General features: G+C 71.4%; 14 protein-coding genes. 3 read left to right on the forward strand and 11 right to left on the reverse strand.

Annotated elements, in window-relative coordinates; translation table 11 throughout:
• Positions 1 to 89: 89 nt before the first annotated feature.
• On the forward strand, positions 90 to 599 hold the full coding sequence (locus ACI2K4_RS18725) for a MarR family winged helix-turn-helix transcriptional regulator (protein ID WP_404512924.1): 510 nt from the start codon (positions 90 to 92) through the stop codon (positions 597 to 599).
• Between the two features lie 70 nt (positions 600 to 669).
• On the opposite strand, the gene ACI2K4_RS18730 is transcribed toward ACI2K4_RS18725, so the two are convergent.
• Positions 670 to 849 carry a response regulator transcription factor gene (locus ACI2K4_RS18730; RefSeq protein ID WP_404512925.1) on the reverse strand — a complete coding sequence of 60 codons (180 nt, stop codon included), beginning with the start codon at positions 847 to 849 and terminating at the stop codon, positions 670 to 672.
• A gap of 337 nt (positions 850 to 1,186) precedes the next feature.
• Here ACI2K4_RS18730 and ACI2K4_RS18735 point away from each other — a divergent pair, with 337 nt between their 5' ends.
• Positions 1,187 to 1,870, forward strand: coding sequence for a hypothetical protein (locus ACI2K4_RS18735; RefSeq protein ID WP_404512926.1), 684 nt, complete (start codon positions 1,187 to 1,189; stop codon positions 1,868 to 1,870).
• 62 nt (positions 1,871 to 1,932) lie between these two features.
• Here the strand turns inward: ACI2K4_RS18735 and ACI2K4_RS18740 are convergent, their stop codons facing one another.
• The 9 genes from ACI2K4_RS18740 to ACI2K4_RS18780 form a co-directional block, all read right to left on the reverse strand.
• The gene (locus tag ACI2K4_RS18740; RefSeq protein ID WP_404512927.1) at positions 1,933 to 2,799 is read right to left on the reverse strand and encodes an NAD-dependent epimerase/dehydratase family protein; all 867 of its coding nucleotides are present in this window, start codon (positions 2,797 to 2,799) and stop codon (positions 1,933 to 1,935) included.
• Entirely contained in the window at positions 2,796 to 3,719 is a 924-nt protein-coding gene (locus ACI2K4_RS18745; protein WP_404512928.1) for a hypothetical protein, read from the reverse strand. Before ACI2K4_RS18745 ends, ACI2K4_RS18740 begins: the two co-directional genes overlap by 4 nt.
• Positions 3,716 to 6,337, reverse strand: coding sequence for a PEP/pyruvate-binding domain-containing protein (locus tag ACI2K4_RS18750; protein ID WP_404512929.1), 2,622 nt, complete (start codon positions 6,335 to 6,337; stop codon positions 3,716 to 3,718). The genes ACI2K4_RS18745 and ACI2K4_RS18750 overlap by 4 nt, the downstream gene beginning before the upstream one ends.
• A gap of 5 nt (positions 6,338 to 6,342) precedes the next feature.
• Positions 6,343 to 6,990, reverse strand: a complete 648-nt coding sequence (locus ACI2K4_RS18755) for a methyltransferase family protein (protein WP_404512930.1) — start codon at positions 6,988 to 6,990, stop codon at positions 6,343 to 6,345.
• A gap of 17 nt (positions 6,991 to 7,007) precedes the next feature.
• Positions 7,008 to 7,775 (reverse strand): AfsA-related hotdog domain-containing protein, encoded by a 768-nt coding sequence (locus ACI2K4_RS18760; protein WP_404512931.1) that lies wholly within the window; start codon positions 7,773 to 7,775, stop codon positions 7,008 to 7,010.
• Between the two features lie 316 nt (positions 7,776 to 8,091).
• Positions 8,092 to 8,952, reverse strand: coding sequence for a hypothetical protein (locus tag ACI2K4_RS18765; RefSeq protein ID WP_404512932.1), 861 nt, complete (start codon positions 8,950 to 8,952; stop codon positions 8,092 to 8,094).
• 266 nt (positions 8,953 to 9,218) lie between these two features.
• A complete protein-coding gene (locus ACI2K4_RS18770) occupies positions 9,219 to 10,733 on the reverse strand; it encodes an FAD-binding oxidoreductase (protein ID WP_404512933.1) in 1,515 nt (504 codons plus the stop codon).
• Positions 10,734 to 10,813: 80 nt separating this feature from the next.
• Complete coding sequence (locus ACI2K4_RS18775; RefSeq protein WP_404512934.1) at positions 10,814 to 11,665, reverse strand: shikimate dehydrogenase family protein; 852 nt, start codon at positions 11,663 to 11,665, stop codon at positions 10,814 to 10,816.
• Between the two features lie 56 nt (positions 11,666 to 11,721).
• Positions 11,722 to 14,490 (reverse strand): AAA family ATPase, encoded by a 2,769-nt coding sequence (locus ACI2K4_RS18780; RefSeq protein ID WP_404512935.1) that lies wholly within the window; start codon positions 14,488 to 14,490, stop codon positions 11,722 to 11,724.
• 459 nt (positions 14,491 to 14,949) lie between these two features.
• Here ACI2K4_RS18780 and ACI2K4_RS18785 point away from each other — a divergent pair, with 459 nt between their 5' ends.
• On the forward strand, positions 14,950 to 15,942 hold the full coding sequence (locus tag ACI2K4_RS18785; protein WP_404512936.1) for an ROK family protein: 993 nt from the start codon (positions 14,950 to 14,952) through the stop codon (positions 15,940 to 15,942).
• A gap of 13 nt (positions 15,943 to 15,955) precedes the next feature.
• On the opposite strand, the gene ACI2K4_RS18790 is transcribed toward ACI2K4_RS18785, so the two are convergent.
• Positions 15,956 to 16,984: a 3-dehydroquinate synthase family protein gene (locus tag ACI2K4_RS18790; RefSeq protein WP_404512937.1), complete on the reverse strand. Its 1,029-nt coding sequence runs from the start codon at positions 16,982 to 16,984 to the stop codon at positions 15,956 to 15,958.
• Positions 16,985 to 17,190: the final 206 nt, after the last annotated feature.

A 17,190-nucleotide genomic window follows, 5' to 3' on the forward strand; every position in this document is an offset into this window, starting at 1 on the left:
ATCCCTCCTCGATTAACTTCACGCGTGAAGTGACCATAACAGTGTTTTACTTCAAGCTTCAAGTGATCCCTGCTCGGTATCGTGGTGCCATGACCACCCGCGGCCGGAAGTCCCACGACGACGCCACCGACGAAGTGCCATGGCTGACCGCCGACGAGAAGGAGGCCTGGACCGGGCTGATCTCGCTGGTACTGCTGCTGCCGGGGCGGCTGGAGGCGCCACTTGCGCGCAACGCCGACCTGACTCTCTTCGAGTACCTGACGCTCAGCCACATCTCGGAAGCCCCGCAGCGCCGGTTGCGGATGAGCGAGTTGGCCTACCTGACCAACGGATCGCTTTCACGCCTTTCCAACGTCGTGAAGCGGCTGGAGCAGCGGGGCTGGGTGGAGCGGTCGCCGGACCCCCACGACGGCCGCTACACCATCGTCGGCCTCACCGTCACCGGCTACGAGGTAGTCGTCGCCGCCGCACCCACGCACGTGCGTGCGGTACGACAGGTCGTGCTGGACCCGCTCACCGCCGCCGACCAGCGGGCCCTGGCCCGGATCGCCGCCAAGCTGCGGGTGCGGCCCGCGGATTTCGGTCAGCGAGTGAAGTGAGCCGCGTCCTCTCGATCCTTCGGTCGATGTCGGGCGAGGCCAGACGGCAGGGGACCATCCGCATTGGCGCTCATTGCCAGTCGCGTTCGCGGGCGTAGCGTGCCGCCTCGTGGCGGGTGTGGGTCTGGGTCTTCTGCACGGCGTTGGAGAGGTAGTTGCGCACCGTACCCTGCGCGAGGTGGAGCCGGCCGGCGATGTCGGCGACCGAGTAACCCGAGCCGATCTCCTGCTCGGGTGGGCACAGGAGCACGCCGTGGAGCTGCGGGACCTGACGAACGGGCGCCCGCCCGGTTCGCGCACGGCCCGGCTTGGTACACGGGGAGACTCTCGGGCGCCGGTGGCGCGGATCCGGCCTGGGGATTTTTTCCCTGGAAGACCGGACCGGTGGGGCGTCTGGCGGGGCTTGTACCCGCGAAGTCCGAAAGCTGCGTACAGGTGGACTATCCGCCGCTCGCTCTCGTGCCGGGCGGATGGCCGGAAAGGCATCATTGCGCGGCTGGTGCGGTGGGAGACCGTTGCGGAGCTTGATCGGTTTATCGATGATGATCGCGATCGGTCCACTGTGCACAACCGAGTCAGGAGCGGCCATGCGCCTGTCCCGTACGAAAATTCACCGCGCCCTGCGAATCGGGGCCGTTGCCCTGGTCGCGGGCATGCTCGTCGCCACGGCCGGAGGCCCGGCCTCGGCCGACCGCTGGGGAGGAGGGGGCCCGCTCATCCCGCAGTACCCCAAGCCGACCAAGCCCTGCAGCGCGGCGAACCTCGGCGAGACGACCTTCGTCGTCAACGCCGCCGAGGTGAACCCCACGCTGACCCACTTCCTCGCGATCCACATCACCGCCGGCACCACGGGCGAGCACTCCGAGACCCTCGAGACGGTCAACGAGGTGACCACGCAGGTCGGGCAGAGCACCGAGATCACTGCGAAGGGAACGCTCGGCTTCGTCGAGGTCCAGGCGAAGGTGGGCTTCAGCGTCCAGACGACCACCTCGAGCACGAACAGCACGTCGGTCACCGACACGTGGAACTTCTCCCTGCCCGGCTACTACGGCCTGTACAAGGGCACCCGGGCGGTGGAGGGCACGTGGCTCGAATACCAGTGCTACCAGTTGCAGGGCGGCGGAGTTCCCACGCACCCGCACTGGTTCCAGGTCGGCGGGCTGGAGAGCTACAAGACCTTCTCCGTTCTGGAGGCGGGCACCATCGGCTGCGCCGACACTCCTCCGTCCGGCTCGGTGCGCTTCCAGGCGCGGCTCTACCTCGGCTGCTGACCTGTTCCGGACGCTCGGTCGGGAACTCCGGCCGAGCGTCCCGTGCGGGTACGCGGCGTCCGTCAGCGTCCAGGGTCCGGCGTCAGGTCGAGATCACGCCACAGCCGCGAGTTGTCGAACCACTGGTCGGAGAAGAGCAGGTGTAGCTGACGGCGGGTGAACGGCGGGGGCAGGATCTGTTCGGCCTCGGCCAGGCTGACGCTCCCCGAGGGAGGGACGAAGTCGCCGGCCGCTCCGACCAGGTCCCGTACCCTGACCGGCTCGGGATGGTTGGCGTGGTAGACGGCACCGGCCCGCAGGGGTCGGGTCGTCGCCGCCGCCACGACGATCCGCGCCAACTCGTCGACGTCGACCGTGGAGAGCCGGGCCTCGCCCTCGTCGACCCAGTTTCCCAACGCGGCGAGCAGGCCCAACAGCGTCGGCCGGAACCAGGCGTCCGCTTTCCCGGTGACGAACATCGGCCGCAGCACCGTGCCGTCGGCGGCGCGTACGACCCGCTCGGCGTCGAGTCGCGACCGGCTCGTCGGCGACACCGGCGTGGGCGGCACCTCGTCCTCGGCGAGGCCCCGGTACACGCCGTCGCCGTACACGGCCGCGGTGCTCAGGTAGAGGATGCGGGTGACGCCGGCTCGTCGGGCCTCGGCGACCAGCGCCGCCGTACCGTGGTGGTTGACCTGCTGGCAGCTCCGCTCGTCACCGCCGATCCGCGCGGCCAGGTGCACCAGGGTGTCGACGCCGTCGCAGATCCCGCCCAGTGACCGTGGTCGGGCTAGGTCGGCCGGGACCACCTCGATCTCGCCGGTCGGGCCGGGCAGTGGTGTGCGGTGGGTCAGCAGCCGGATCGAATGGTCGCCGGGGGCGCGACGGAGGGCGCGCAGCACCGCGCCGCCGACAAAGCCGGAGGCGCCGGTGAGCAGGATGCGGCTCACCCCGACCAGCCCACCGGCTGGGTGGCCAGTGCCTGCACGAACAGGCCGAGGTAGAACCAGGCGAGAAAGCCCATCGGCGGTGCGGGCGGCCACACCGCCGCCGCCCTGGACAGGAACCGCTCGCCGCCCATCCAGAGGAACCCGACGGCTGACAGCGGCAGCCAGGCCGCGAACGCGGCGACGCCGTCGACCCGCCAGGGTTCGAACGACAGCAGGGCGATGCTGGCGGCGCCGAGCGCGCAGCCCAGCGCCAGGCCGGCGCTGCCACGCGGGCCGACGACGTTGGAGTAGAGGTTCGCCCGGTCCACCCGCGCCCAACTGGTCTTGCGGGCGAACTCGAAGTGCAGGAAGACCAGGGCGAACATCAGTACGACCAGCCCGGCGGCCCAGGTCGGCCCGGTGTCGGTCCGGCTCAGGAACGCCAGCCACAGGTAACCACTGAGCAGGAGCTGAGCCGGGTAGCTGACCAGCAGGTTGAGGAAGAGGCCGTCGCGTACCGGCGTCGAGTGCCGTTCGAGCCAGACCAGGAAGCAGATGTAGCCGAGATCCAGCAGCAGCCAGCCGGCCAGCGGCGCCGACATCGGCAGGTTGAGCGCGACGACCGCGACCACGCAGGCGATCATCACCAGTCGCAGTTCGGCCACGCTGACCGCGCCTCGGGGCAGTGGTCGGCCCGGGTTGTGCACCCGGTCGTACGCCAGGTCCTTCTGCTCGTCGACGACCCGGACGAAGAGCAGGGTCAGCAGCACCGAGGCGATCTCGACGAGCAGGTGCGGGCCGAGTTCCCACCGACCGTCGGGCGACACAAGAGTGATCGAGCCCTCCAACGCCAGCACCCAGAGGATCGCGTAGGTGGCGTAGACCCGCAGCGGGAAGCGTTCCCGGGCGAAGGCGAGCAGCCGGTACGCCGTACGTCTCACGCGTCCTCCCCGACGAGCCGTATCCACCCCTGCGCGCCGTCCATCTCGATCGTCGCCCCGTCCGGGATACGGCTGGTCGCGTCGGGCACCGCGACGACGGTGGGGATGCCGAACTTGCGGCCGGTGATCGCGGTGTGCGAGAGCATGGTGCCGCGCTCCACGACCAGCCCCCGGGCCGACAGCATCAGGAAGAGCCAGCCGGGATCGGTCTCCCGGGCGACGAGGATCATGTCGTCGGTGGGCTCGGGGCGGTTGTCCGGGTCGAGCACCACCCGGGCGGTGCCGCGTACCCTTCCGCCGCTGGACCCGATGCCGTGCAGCGAGCCGGTTGGGTCGGCGACCACCCGGGTGGGCCAGTTCTCCGGGACGGTGCCCATGGTGGCGAAGTGCATCGGCAGCTCCGGTCCGGGTTTGTCGTGCTCGTCCCGGCGCAGTGCCGCCAGCGCCCGTAGGTTCTCGGTGGTGCCGGTGCCGTCGAAGTAGCCGAAGATCTCGTCCTGGGTCAGGTGCACCACGTCCGCCGGATCGTCGAGCAGTCCGCGCTCGGCCAGGGCGACGCCGAGCGCGGCGAACGTCCGCTTGGCGTACCCGAACAGCTCGCTGCGGCAGTAGCGGGAGTTCTCCCGGTGCCGGATGTAGCGGCGCTGTCGGTCCAGCAGCAGACGGAGCGTTAGCCGCCGCAGCGGCCGGCGGGCGAGTCGGCGGGCGAGCCGGTGTTCCCCGTCGGCGCGTCGGGCCGCCTCCTGGGCGCGCAGGCCGGCGACGGTGACGTCCTGGTGGGCGTACTCGGCGATGACCCGTACGAGTTGGTCGGGGCGTTGGCGCGGGTTGGGTCGTTCCAGCTTCAGCTCCTGCAGCCCTCGGTCGCCGTAGCGGTCCACGTGGTCGCGCAGGCGGTCGGCCAGGGCCTCGCCGTGTCCGCCCTCGACCATGCGGCGCCACACCTCGCCGGGCGGGTCGGCCTCGACCGACCGTCGCAGGGCCGGGTCGGCCCGGACCCGTTCGGCGAGGTCGACCAGGGAGTACAGCGCGGCGACGCTGTGGTTCTCCTCGTCACCGCAGAGCAGGTCGGCGGCGAGTCCCGACCCGTCGTCGGGCAGCCAGCGTGCGAAGAGCGCGTTTGTCACGCCGCTCGTGGTGGTCAGCAGCAGGTCGTTGACGAGGGTCCGGCCCCAGCGCCCACCGACCTCGCCCCAGACCCGGTGGAAGTCCTCGACGAGGGTGAGCGGGTCGGCGGGGTCCAGTTTCGGTGCGCGCCGGTTGGAGGCGAGCGCCGCCCACCAGGTTTCGAAGTCGCGCATCGACCGGTCGTGGGTGGCGGTGAGCCAGGCCCAGCGCGGCAGCGCGGCGAGTGCGCGCAGCCCGGCGGTCGGCGTCGGGGCGAGTACGTCGTACCGTCCGTCGGGGGAGGTCTGGTCGATGCCCATCATCCGCTCCCACGCGCCCCGCCAGAGCGGGAACAGTGGGGAGGTGCGGTGCAGCCGGTACCAGGCGCTCAGCGAGTAGTAGATCCGTCCGTGCAGCCGCCCGATCATCCGTTCGAGTTCCGGTTCGCGGCGGCGCGACTCGGCGGCGTCGAGCCCGTCGAGCCGGTAGAAGTCGGCGAAGATCGTCCGGTAGAACCGCTGCGCGAACGAGTACGTCAGGACGGTGCTGACGCCCGGGAAGCTCTCGGTGATGTTGGCGTTGCTCCACAACCGTTGCCGGGGCCAGGTCAGGACCACCGGGCGGCTCTGCAACACGTGCACCCGACCGTCCGGGGTGAACGTACCCTCGATGTCCTGCGGCTCGCCGAAGACGCGTTCGATCCGGTTGCCGAGCGCGACCAGCTCGGTCACCTCGGCCGGGGCCAGCACCGGGCGGGCGTCCGGTCGCGCGGTGTGGGTGCGGACCGTGCCGGTGGCGCGGTCGACGAAGTAGTGGTCGATCGGCACCCGTTCCTGCACCACCCCCTCGCCGATGCCGGGGCCGGCGGCGATCACCGGATCGCGGGCGCCGTTGGTGGGATCGGCGGTGAAGAGGACGAACGAGCGTTCGCCGGGCACCATCCGTTGGACGCCGACCGCGACCGCGAAGCCCCAGTCGACCGCTCCGTCGCCGGCGCGCGCGTGCCGGTAGAGCAGGCTCTCCGGGTTGAACGCGGAGGCCCAGCAGTGGCTGATCCGGTCGAGGAGGCGGTCGCGGGTCACGTACAGGAAGCTGTCGCTCATGCCGGCGAAGGCGTCCGCGGCCGAGTCCTCGCTCTCGTCGGCCCGCCGTCCGACCACGGCGGCGCGGACCGAGACGACGCCGTCGCCACCGAAGGCGACGTCGAAGGCTCGCAGCACCCGGTCGGCGAGGTCGTCCGGGAACGGGATGCCGGTCACCAGGTCGCGCAGTGCCCCGGCGTGTGCCGCCACCGAGTCGGGGTCGGTGGGGTCGATCCGGGCGAGTCGGTCGAGGATCTCCGCCCGGTGGGGCCGGAGCACCTTGGTGTAGCAGCCGGCCGGCAGGCAGAAGAACGGCGGTACGTTGACGCCGTGCCGGGCCAGCTCGCTCTGCCGGGCGAACTTCGGGCCGACCTCGGCGGGGTCGTGCAGCCGTCGGCCCCGGACGAGGACGGATGATCCTTCGGACACGCCGGTCACCAGACGTACGGGACGAGGCGACGGCGGCCGGTCGCGTAGGACGCGTAGCCCGGTACGGAGAGCATCAGTGACTCCTCCACCAGGATGCGCACCACCAGGGTCGGCACGAAGAACACGACCAGTACCGCGACGCTGGCGTTGCTGAGGAAGAAGAGGACCAGGGCGAGATGCGCCAGCAGCATGCCGGCGTACGCGGGGTGGCGGACGAAGCGGTAGGGGCCGCTGCGCACGATCCGGTGCCCGGCGACGGTGCGCACCTTGTGCGAGTAGAAGCCGCCCAGCTTCCGGATCGCCCAGAGCCGCAGCGCCACACCGACCAGGAAGACCGGCAGCAGGAGCGTCGTCCAGGGCGTGTGGTCGGGGCGCGCGGCGGGCACGTACAGTGCGGTCACCACCACCGCGACCCGGGCCAGCCCGTACAGCGGCGCGGTCCACCGGTCGGTGACCTGGACCTCCTCCCGGGCGCTGCGCACGGTGATCCCCGATTCCAGCAGGAGCCAGCCCAGGTACGCGGCGGCGAAGAGCGCGGCCAGCCGGTGGTCCGGGGCGGCCCACCGCGACGCCTCCCGGACCAGCGCGATCGTGGTCGCCAGGACGAGCACCCCGAGCGCGGCGAGCGGGAAGACGCGTAGGGCCGCGCGCATCGAGTCTCCTCGGGGGGTCACAGCGCGAACTCGGTCGCGGTGGTGCTGATCTCGTCCATCGTCCGCAGGGCGCGGCGCTGCTCGATCGCCGTGAGTACGTCGGCGTCGAACGCCACGACCACGATCGAGCACTGCGCGGTACGCCGTCCGGCCTGGACGATCGACGCGGTGACCTCGAAGCGGAGCCGGTCGGGCCGCTCGGTGTCGACCTTGTCCACGGCGTAGTGGACGGTGGCGTCGAGCGGGAACAGGAACTCCTCGAAGCTCGTGTGCCACGACTCCAGTACGTAGCGGTAGCCGCCCGCCGGCACGGTGTCGACGTAGTAGGTCTCGGTCACCGCGAGGATCATCTGCCGGGCCGCCTCGTGGATGAGCATGCCCGGGATGTGCCAGCCGCTGACGTGGTCGAGCACCAGTTCGTTGTCGTCGTGTACGACCAGCCGGGCGCTGAACCGGTGCTCGTCGGTCCGGCGGAGATCGGCGAGCAGTACGTTCTCCTGCCGTTGCTTGTGTACCCGGGCCGCCGGCACGGTCGTCCGGCCGCCGTGTCGTACGACGAGTCGGTCGGTCAGCCGCCGGTTCTGGATCAGGTGACTGATGATCGTCTCGTCGTCGGTGCTGACCCCCTGGCCGAGGATGACCCGGCACTCGCCACTGAGGTTGTCGTAGCAACCGGCGCGCAGCCGGGTGAGCAGCCGGGACACGGCGACCACCTCGGCGTCGCCCACTCCCGTGGCGAACCGGTCACCGACCACGAACAGGATCCGGTGCGATCGATCGTCCATGCCGGTTCAGGCGGTCGTGCGGTCGGACCGGCGGCGACGCTTCGCCCGGGCGGGCCTGCCGGGTTGCCGGATCGGCCGCCCACCGGGGCGCGGCGACCCGGCTCCGTCGTCCGTGCGCAGGACTCCGACCCACATACCGAACTCCAATCGTCTTGCCCGGGAATTCCACGAATGCCCCGCCGGTCGGCTCGTTTGCGTCGGCGGTTCGACCGGCGAATCCCCGGGCGGCGTTGACATTTACGAACATCAATGTAAAAAGGTTCTGGTCGTCGGGCCAGAGGTGCGTCGCGGGAGGTCGCGAAGGGGGCCTTGCGGGCTATCCGGCGGGACGGGTGCCCGGTACGGCGACGACGAGTTGGTCCAGCCCGAGGAGTTGCCGGTCGAGCCGGTCGATCCGGGCCGCGGCCCGCAGTGCGCCGGCCGCCACCGCCGTCACCTCCAGCGGCAGGCCCAGCCGGTGGTGGGTGCGTTCGACGTGGTCGAACAGCAGGTAGTTGAGCAGGGGACAGTCCTGCGCGCGGTGCTCCTCGACGACGGCCCGCAGCGCGGTGCCGTACGGCGGCCACAGCTCGCGCCACCGCCACTGCCGGGCGGTCTCCGCCGTCAGGTCGAGCACGTCCGGCGCGATGAGGTCGGCCTGCGCTCCGAGTCGTACCCGGTGCGCCGGGGTGAGTTGCCGGCTCCAGTGCTGCCAACCGAGGAAGAGGAACGAGGCCCGGTCGCTCTCCGGCACCAGTTCGCTGGTCGTGCGAAGGTGCAGGCTGGCCACCCGCAACTGGTCCGCCGGGTCCAGCGGGCCCGTGGCGAGCAGGTCGAGGGCGAGGTCGCTGGAGAGGTCGGCCAGGGTCTCGCCCAGTTGGGTGTCGACCGAACCGGGCGGTAGTTCGGCGCCGGGGCGCGGCGGCGCCTCGACCACCAGCCACCGGTCCTCCTCCATCCGTCGGCGCAGCCACTGCTCGACCTTGTCGAGCACCGCCGCCGTGGACTGGAACCAGACCGTGGTCGTGTCCGCGTCGGGACCGTCGTGCCGCCGGAACTGCCAGCGTGCGTCCAGGTCGGCGGCGCGCAGGCGACGGGCGAGCGAGGGCAGGATGTCGTTGAGCGCCAGGGCGTCGGCATCCTCGTCACTGAGCCAGGACGGGTGCTGTAGTCGGAAGCCGAGCCAGTTACGAGTCACGGTGGAGTGCCTCACAATCTGGATTGCCGCGCCCAGGCCGGGCGGGCTCGCAAAACGTATGCCCAGAACACTAGTTCGGCTTGCCGGGAAATTGACGTACGACGACCGCTGAAATGAAGGATAGGGAGGGTATAGGGACCCCTATGGGGTGCCGGTCGCGGTTGAGGGGGGTCGTCGGGGTGTGCACAGACGACCGGCCCTCGGTCCCGGCGAGCCGGGACCGAGGGCCGGTGCGTGGATGGTCAGGTGCCTACCGACGCTACGTCTCAGGCTTGACCGATGCTACGTCCGTGCGCGAAGAGGTTGTCCGGGTCGTAACGCCGCTTGACCCGCACCAGCCGGGGGTAGTTCTGCCCGTAGTAGGCCGTCTGCCAGTCGGGCACCGTGGCGCCCGGGAAGTTGACGTACGCGCCGCTGGCGATCGGCTCGAGCAGGGCCGCCGCTCCCGCCGCGAACGCCTCCACCGCCTCGGGCAGCCCCGGTGCGGGCTGCACCACCTCGGATGCGAGTCCGACGATGAACTGGGCGGAGCGGTGCACGTACGCGGTCGCGGTCGGACCGACCTGGTTGGCCACGCCCCCCAACGACATGCAGTGCAGGGCGCGTAGCTGGCCCGGCTGTCGGTCGGCGTCGAAGTGGCTGACCAGTGCGGTCAGTTCGGCCGCGTCGAACGGCCGGTCGGTGTACCGGTACTGCTCCCGCAGAAAGCCGCTGCGGTGCAGGGTCGCGTCCGGGTTGTGGCCCACCCGGTGACTCTGCTCCGGGGTGAGTTCGGCGCAGCCGTAGATGTTCCGCATCGCCTCCAGGTACGACAGGTCGGTGGCGAAGGACTCGGTGGGCCCGACCCCGACCAGGGCGGTCAGTTGCTCCAGGGCGGCGTCGAGTTCGGGCTTCGGCCCGAGGTATCCGCCGTTGACGAACACCAGCGGTACGTTGCCCGGGGCGGCGTCGGGCAGCATGAACATCAACTGGGCGCCGAGGTCGTGCGAGGCTTTCAGCGTCCACGTCTGCCAGGCGGCGAGCACCTCCGCCGCCTTCTCCCACGGCCACACCGTGTGGAAGAAGACCATCCGGGGTGCCTCGATCGGGCGTACCTCGAAGTCGACCACCACGCCGAAGTTGCCGCCGCCGCCGCCACGCAAGGCCCAGAACAGGTCCGGTTCCTCCTGCTCGGAAGCCCGCACCAGGCTGCCGTCGGCGAGGACCACGGAGGCCGACACCAGGCGGTCGCTGCCCACGCCGAACTTCCTGGTCTGTAGGCCGATCCCGCCGCCGCTGAGAAAGCCGCCGGGGCAGACCGTCGGGCAGGTGCCGGTGATGAGCTGCTTGCCCTGCGCCCCGAGGCCGACGAGCGCGTCGATCGCCTCCAGCCCCGGGCCGATGTGCACGGTGTCGCCGGAGACGGTCGCGTGCTTGATCCGGGTCAGGTCGATGACCAGGCCCGGACCGGTGGACCAACCCAGTACGGCGTGTCCGCCGCTGCGTACCGCGATGGGAATGCCACGGCTGCGGGCGTACCGCACACACTCCTGGACGTCCGACGCCGATTCGCAGTACGCGATCGCCCGTGGGTTGACCGCGTCGAACTCGGCGTACTGCAACTGCTTGGCGAGCTCGTAGCCGTCGTCGTCGGGGAGCACCAGGTCGCCCTGGAGACGGTCGGCCAGGGCGCTCCATTGGCCCGGTCGGCTGCCCGGCGCGGGCGATGCCGCGTCGCCGAGAGCCTCGGAGGCCGTCCCGGTTTCGGCATCCGACCGGAGGGCGTCCTGTCTGCTCTGCATGCTGATCTCCTCGATGGTGTGGGTTGGGCGGTGGGGGCCAGGGTGGTGGGGTCGCCGCTGTTCTGGTGCGAGGACACGGGTCAGGCCCGCGCGGCGAGACCCTCTCCGACGTTAGCCGCTGCCGGTGCGGCGGGTAGCCGGAAGAACGCGTGGTAGGCGTCGATCTGGTGTTCCAGCATGTGCCGGCCGGGGTGGACCCGGTGGCCGAGCGCCGCCGCCGTACGCAGCAGGGCCGTCTCCCGGGGCTGCATGATGATGTCGGCGACCACCGCCCCCGGTGGCAGCGCCCGGGGCGGGAACGGCAGCGCGTCCCCGGGCCGCAGGCCCAGGGCGGTGGCGTTGACCGCGATGTCGACGCCGTCGAGATCCGGCTCGCCGGAACCGACCACGCGTCCGGGCCAGTAGGCACCCAGCCGGTGCAGCAACCCGCCGAGCCGGCCGGCGTCGGTGTCGCAGACGGACAGCCGACCGACCCCCGCCGACAGCAGGGCGGCCGCGATCGCGCTGCCCGCGCCACCCGCGCCGACCAGGGTCACCCGCCGGTCCACGACGGTGTGTCCGGCCGCCGTCAGCCCGGCCACGAAACCGGCACCGTCGAAGTTGTCGGCCGACCAGCTGCCGTCGCTCTCCCGGCGGAGCGCGTTCGCGCTGCCGGCGATGGTGACCGTGCGGCTGACCCGGTCGGCGTAGCGGCAGATGGCCGTCTTGTGTGGCACCGTGACGAGCAACCCGTCGAGGTTGTCGACGCCCCGCAGCCCCCGGACCACCGCGCCGAGCTGTTCCGGCCGGACGTGCACCGGCAGCAGCACCGCCGCGACGCCGAGCCGGGCGAACAGCGGGTTGAGCAGCCCGGGCGCCTGGACCTGGGTGACCGGGTCACCGAGCACGGCGTACAGCCGGGTGGCGCCGGTGATGGTCGGCACGTCGTTCACGGGGCTGCTCCTCGGCGTCGCGGCGGGCGGGCGGTGGTCGCGCGGAGATCCGGTTCTCAGCTCGCGGACGCGCGCGGGCGGCTGGCCCGCCGCCAGCTCAGCTCGCTCGGCAGTTCGCGCCGGTGGGAGACCTTGAGCTTGCGGTAGACCCGGGTGAGGTGCTGCTCGACCGTGCTCGCCGTGATGTAGAGCTTCGCCGCGATCTCCCGGTTGGTATAGCCCATCACGGCGAGCGCCGCCACGCGCCGCTCCGACTCGGTCAGATCGGCCAGCCGGTCGGCGTCGCCGTTGGCGGTGAACGTCTCGCCGAGCTCGCTGCTGACCGAGAGCAACTCGTGGTGGAGCAACTCGGCTCCGCTCACCTTGGCGACGTGCAGGGCCCGCTGGAACACCACCCGTGCCTTGCGGTTCTGACCCAGCGCGTGGTGGGCGGTGGCCAGGTCGCCCAGGGTACGTGCCTGCTCGTACTGGTCGCCACAGTCTTCGAGCAGCTCCAGCGACTCGGTGAGCAACTGCGGTCGACGGCTGACCGGACCGGCGGCGGCCAGCACCCGCAGGATCGTGCCCCGGCCCCGGGCGTCGCCGCTGCCGGCCCGGGTGAGTTCGTCGCTCGCGAGTCGCCGGGCCTGGTCGCCGTTGCCCAGGCGGAGCCACGCCTCGGCGGCGCCCGCGCGCCACTGGACCGGGTTGGCCGCGTCCAGGCCCCAGCCCCGGACCAGCTCCCCGCAGGAGAGGAAGTCGGCCAGCGCCGCGTGGTGGTGCCGGATGGCCAGGTGGTAGTGACCTCGGGCGTAGAGGTACGACAGGCCGTACCTGCTCTGGAACATCGAGTCCTGCACGGGGAGCGTGAGCTGGGCGTTGGCGTCGTCGAACCGACCAAGGCGGGAGTAGGCCAGGATCAGGTTGGCCAGCGGCAGGCCGACCGCGATGCCCCACGCCTTCGGGGCGAGTTCGACGAGCGCGCTCCGCGCGTGGTCGACCGCGGCGGCGGAGTCGCCCAGCCCGAGCGCGATGTCGGACCGGGTCAGGGCGAGAACGGCCTGCCAGGAGGCGCTCGCCGTGCGACCGGCCCGTTCGCCGAGCCGGGGGGACCAGTCCGCGACCACGTGCAGCCGGTCGCCCCGGGTCAGGGAGACAAACGCGATCAACGCGGTCTCGTCCGCCCAGTCGGTGTGCCGGCCCAGTTCGAGGTCGCGCAGGGCCTGCTCGGCCCGATCGACGGCCTCGCCGACCTGACCACGGATGAGTGCGTTGGCCATCGTCGCGGTCGAGTGCAGCCACGGGTCGGCCATCGGGGCCACGCTGGTGACGTCGGACCCGCCCGGGGCGCGACGTCGTGCCAGCGGCGGATGGGCGTACGCCAGCCACAGCTCCAGGTCGCGTAGCTCGGCCCCGGCCTCCGGGTGCCGTTCGGCGTTGCCGCGGACGAGGTTGAGTGCCGCCAGCGCCTCCTCGGTGCGACCGTGCCAGAGCAGTTGCCGGACCAGTACGAGCGCGTCGCGCCGGTCGAGTACGTCCTGCCGCAGCGCGGTGAGCAGCGCGGCGAAATGGCGGGTGGCCAGCGCGGGATCGATCTCCCACTCGATCCGGGACAGCCGGGCCCGGACCGAGGCGATCTCCTGGGGCTCGGTGTGCGCCTGGAGGGCCAGTTCGAGATACTGAGCGGCCCGCGTCTTCTGGCCCGTCGCGCGGTCCTGCTCGGCGGCCTCGACCAGGACCGGCGCGGCCCACGCCAGTGGTTTCCGGCCGCCCGCCAGCAGGTGCGCGGCGACCGTCGACGCCGGTGCGCCCGAGTCGAAGAGGAGGTGCGCGGCCCGGCGGTGCAGCAGCGACCGGCTCTCGCCGGGGATGTGTTCCAGCACCGCCTTGCGCGCCGCCGCGTGCCGGAACGTGCCGGCCAGGAGCAGTCCGGCGGCCGCCATCGTGTACTGCGCCCGTTCCACCGCCTTCGCCTCGGCGTTCACCAGGTGCCGTGGGGACACCCGCTTGACGCCGTCGCCGAGGATGGCCAGGGCGCGGGCGACATCGAGCAGCAGTGGGTCGCTGCGGTGCAGACAGCTCAGGAACGCGGGACCGTACCGGTCCGATCTCGGCGCGGTCTCGTGTGTCTGCTGGATGAGGGCGTCCAGCAGCAGTGGGTTGCCACCGGTGGCGTCGTAGAACTCGCAGGTGAGTCGGGCCGCGTCGGCCTCGTCGGTCCGCTGGTGCAGCAGCTCCCGGACACCCTCGCGGGACAGCGGGGTCACCGGGATGTGGTGCAGGTGCGGCTGCCGGTGCAACTCGACCAGGAAGGGGGACGCGGAGCCGTAGCGTTCGTCGTCGGTGAGCACGACCAGGATCGGCGCCGTACGCACCCGCCGGACGAGTTGTTGCAGGAACTGCAACGAGGTGTCGTCGGCGTGGTCGATGTCGTCGATGGCGACGAGCAGCGGTCGCGCGGCGGCGAGCCGGCGCAGGTGTACGCAGAGCTGGTCGAACAGTCGCAGCAGCTCCGTGTCGGGAAGGCTGTCGTCGTGGTCGGTGGCCCGTGCGGTCGCCGCCTCGAGCAGGGCGGCGATGGGCTCGTCGAACGGCTCGGGAAGCGGCGCGCTGTGCAGGAGCTGGCTGATCACCCCGCCGGGCAGGGAGCGTTCCAGCCGGGCGCAGCCGGCGTGCAGGACCAGGGCGCCGTGTCGGGTGAGCCGTTCGGCGCACGCCTGCTGCAAGGTGGTGCGCCCGGTGGCGGGCGCACCGGTCAGCAGCACGACCTGGCCCTGTCCGGCGAACGATTGGGCGGCTAGTCGGTCGAGGAGCACGAGTTCTTTGTCACGCTCGATGAGGTGCATCAGTCAATCCCCCGAAGTGTTTGCCTGACGTCCCGATGGATCGATCCACCAGGACAGCAACCACCGACTGACGCTAGCAACGCGAATTGGGTGACCGGTTCGTTACCGCCCATCCGATGGTAACTGGACCATGATCGTCTGGCGTTGTCGCACGTGAATGGCGTGCGGGGCCGTGGTCGCGGGAGTTGTCGGCTATCCGTCCGCCTATCGACGGGGGATTTGCGTCAGTACCGCAAAGCGCGATGGATGAGAGGTCTACGGCTGTTGCCAGCATTTTCCCGTACGGGTCCGGCGAACGTCTGGACGAGGGGTACCGGAAGCATGCCAGTTTCACGTCCCGGAAACCAGACTGCCAACTGGTCGCAATGTCGGTCGACAAATCGTTCACCGGGCAGATTGTTGCGGAACCGAGTTGACGTCGACCGATGGTCGATGTGATGGGTCCGGAATTACTGCCCGATGGGTCGGCGTGTGCTTCCCGCCCGACCCATCGGGCCTAGCCTGGACGAGGACGCTTGTCCGGCTACCGCCGGTCCGGGACGGCCGGCCGACAACTCGGGGGTCGAGATCAGTTATCTGGGAATCGATGTCGGCGGTACGAAGGTGGCGCTCCGGGCCGAGGGGGCGGGGCGGGCGCCGTACGAGGTCGCCTTCACGTGGCCCGTCCCGAGCGTCGTCGGCCGCGACCTGGAGGCCCTGGCCGGGTGGGTGGACGCGGTGCGCGCCGAGTGGCCGGAACCGCTGGCCGGGGTCGGCGTCGCGATGCCGGCGACCCTGGACGGTGCCGGCCGGGTCGTCACCTGGCCCAGCCGGGCGGCCTGGACCGGGCTGGACCTCGGCGCCGAACTGCGGTCACTCTTTCCGGACGTACGGGTGTCCTGCGCCGACGACGGCGACCTGGCCGCCGCGGCGGAGGCCCGGGAGGCGGGCTGCCGGGACCTGCTCTACATCGGCATCGGCACCGGGGTCGGCGGCGGCCTGGTGCTCGACGGGCAGATCCGTCCCGGGCTCGGGCGCGGTTCCTGCGAACTCGGACACGTCATCGTCGACCGGTTCGGGCCCCGCTGCGACTGCGGGCGGCGCGGGTGCCTACAGGCGGTGGCCTCGGGACCGGCGATCCTGCGCCGGGCCGCCGAACTGCGGCACCAGCCGGTGACGTTCGCCGAGTTGACCGAGGCGATGGGTCGGCACCGGTCGTGGGCGCTCACGGCGGTGAACGACGCCTGCGCCGCCCTCTCCGTGGCGATCGTCTCGCTGACCGAACTGGTGCGACCAACGCTGGTGCTGATCGGCGGCGGTGTCGCCGCGGCCCTGCCCAGCCTGGTCCCGACCGTGTCCACGCTCGCCGCCGGGCTGGCCCGGCCGGGTCAGCCGGTGCCGCCGGTGCGCCCGGCGGCACTCGGCGGACTCTCCTCGCTGCACGGGGCACTGCTGCTGGCCCGGGGCCTGTAGCCGATCGGAGCCCTCAGTAGCGTCGGCGGGGCATCGCTTCGAGGGTGTCCAGGACGGTCTCCTCGGGGACGTCCTGGACCAACTCCGCCCCCGCCGGCCCGTCGAGTACGAAGGACAGGCCGTTTGTCGCCTTCTTGTCCAGTCGCATCAGGGCGACCAGATCCGTTGCCCTGACCCCCTCGGGCAGCGCGGTCGGCAGGTCGTAGTGCCGGACCACGTCGAGGTGCTCGGCCACCCGTTCGGCACCGATCCGGCCGAGCGCACCGGCCAGCCGGCCGACGAAGACCGTTCCGACGGCGACGCCCTCGCCGTGGCGCATCGCGAAGTCGGTGGCCCGCTCCAGGGCGTGACCCAGCGTGTGCCCGTAGTTGAGCAGGTGGCGCAGCCCGGTGTCGCGTTCGTCGGCGGCCACGATCTCGGCCTTGCGGGAGACGCTCGCCGCGATCTGCTCGGTCAGGGCAAGCCCCCGCAGGTCGCCCGCGCCGATGAAGTGACAGCGCGCGATCTCGCCGTACCCGTTGGTCCATTCCCGCCGGGGCAGGCTGTCCAGGTACTCCGTGTCGCAGAGCACCGCCCTCGGCTGCCAGTACGCGCCCACCAGGTTCTTGCCCTCGGGCAGGTTCACCGCCGTCTTGCCGCCGACGCTCGCGTCCACCTGCGCCAACAGCGAGGTGGGCAGGTGGATGACGGGCACCCCCCGGTGGTACATCGCGGCGGCCAGCCCCACCGAGTCGGTGGTGGTGCCACCGCCGCAGGAGACGACCACGTCGGCCCGGGTGAGCCCGAAACGCGCGAACTGTCGACACAACTCCTCGACGCTCGCCAGCGTCTTGTCGACCTCGCCGTCCCGGGCCGGGATCCGGATCGACGGCACCCCGGGATCGGGTGTCCACTCCGGCGGGCGTGCCGACACCACGGCCGCCCGGCGGGCCCCGGTGGCCGCGACCAGCTCCGGCAGGAGATGGCGCACCCCCGCTCCGATCGACACCTGGTACGCCTGGTCGCCGAGGGCGACGTCGATCTGCCGGTAGCTGCCGGGCATCGCGATCTTCCTTCCGTCGGCGGTGCCGTACGCGTCGCCGCGTCGACCACCCGACCGACGATAACGCCGACGTCCGCGCGCACCCGGGAATCGGTCGGGCGAACCGGGACGGGCGACGAATTCTGGGTGGCCATAGGGGGGTCGGTAGGGGATTTCCCACCCTCGGTGACGACGACACTGGCTCCACGCAGGTGACTCGTAGGACC

Source organism: Micromonospora sp. NPDC050397 (assembly GCF_044901685.1).
Lineage (GTDB): Bacteria > Actinomycetota > Actinomycetes > Mycobacteriales > Micromonosporaceae > Micromonospora_G.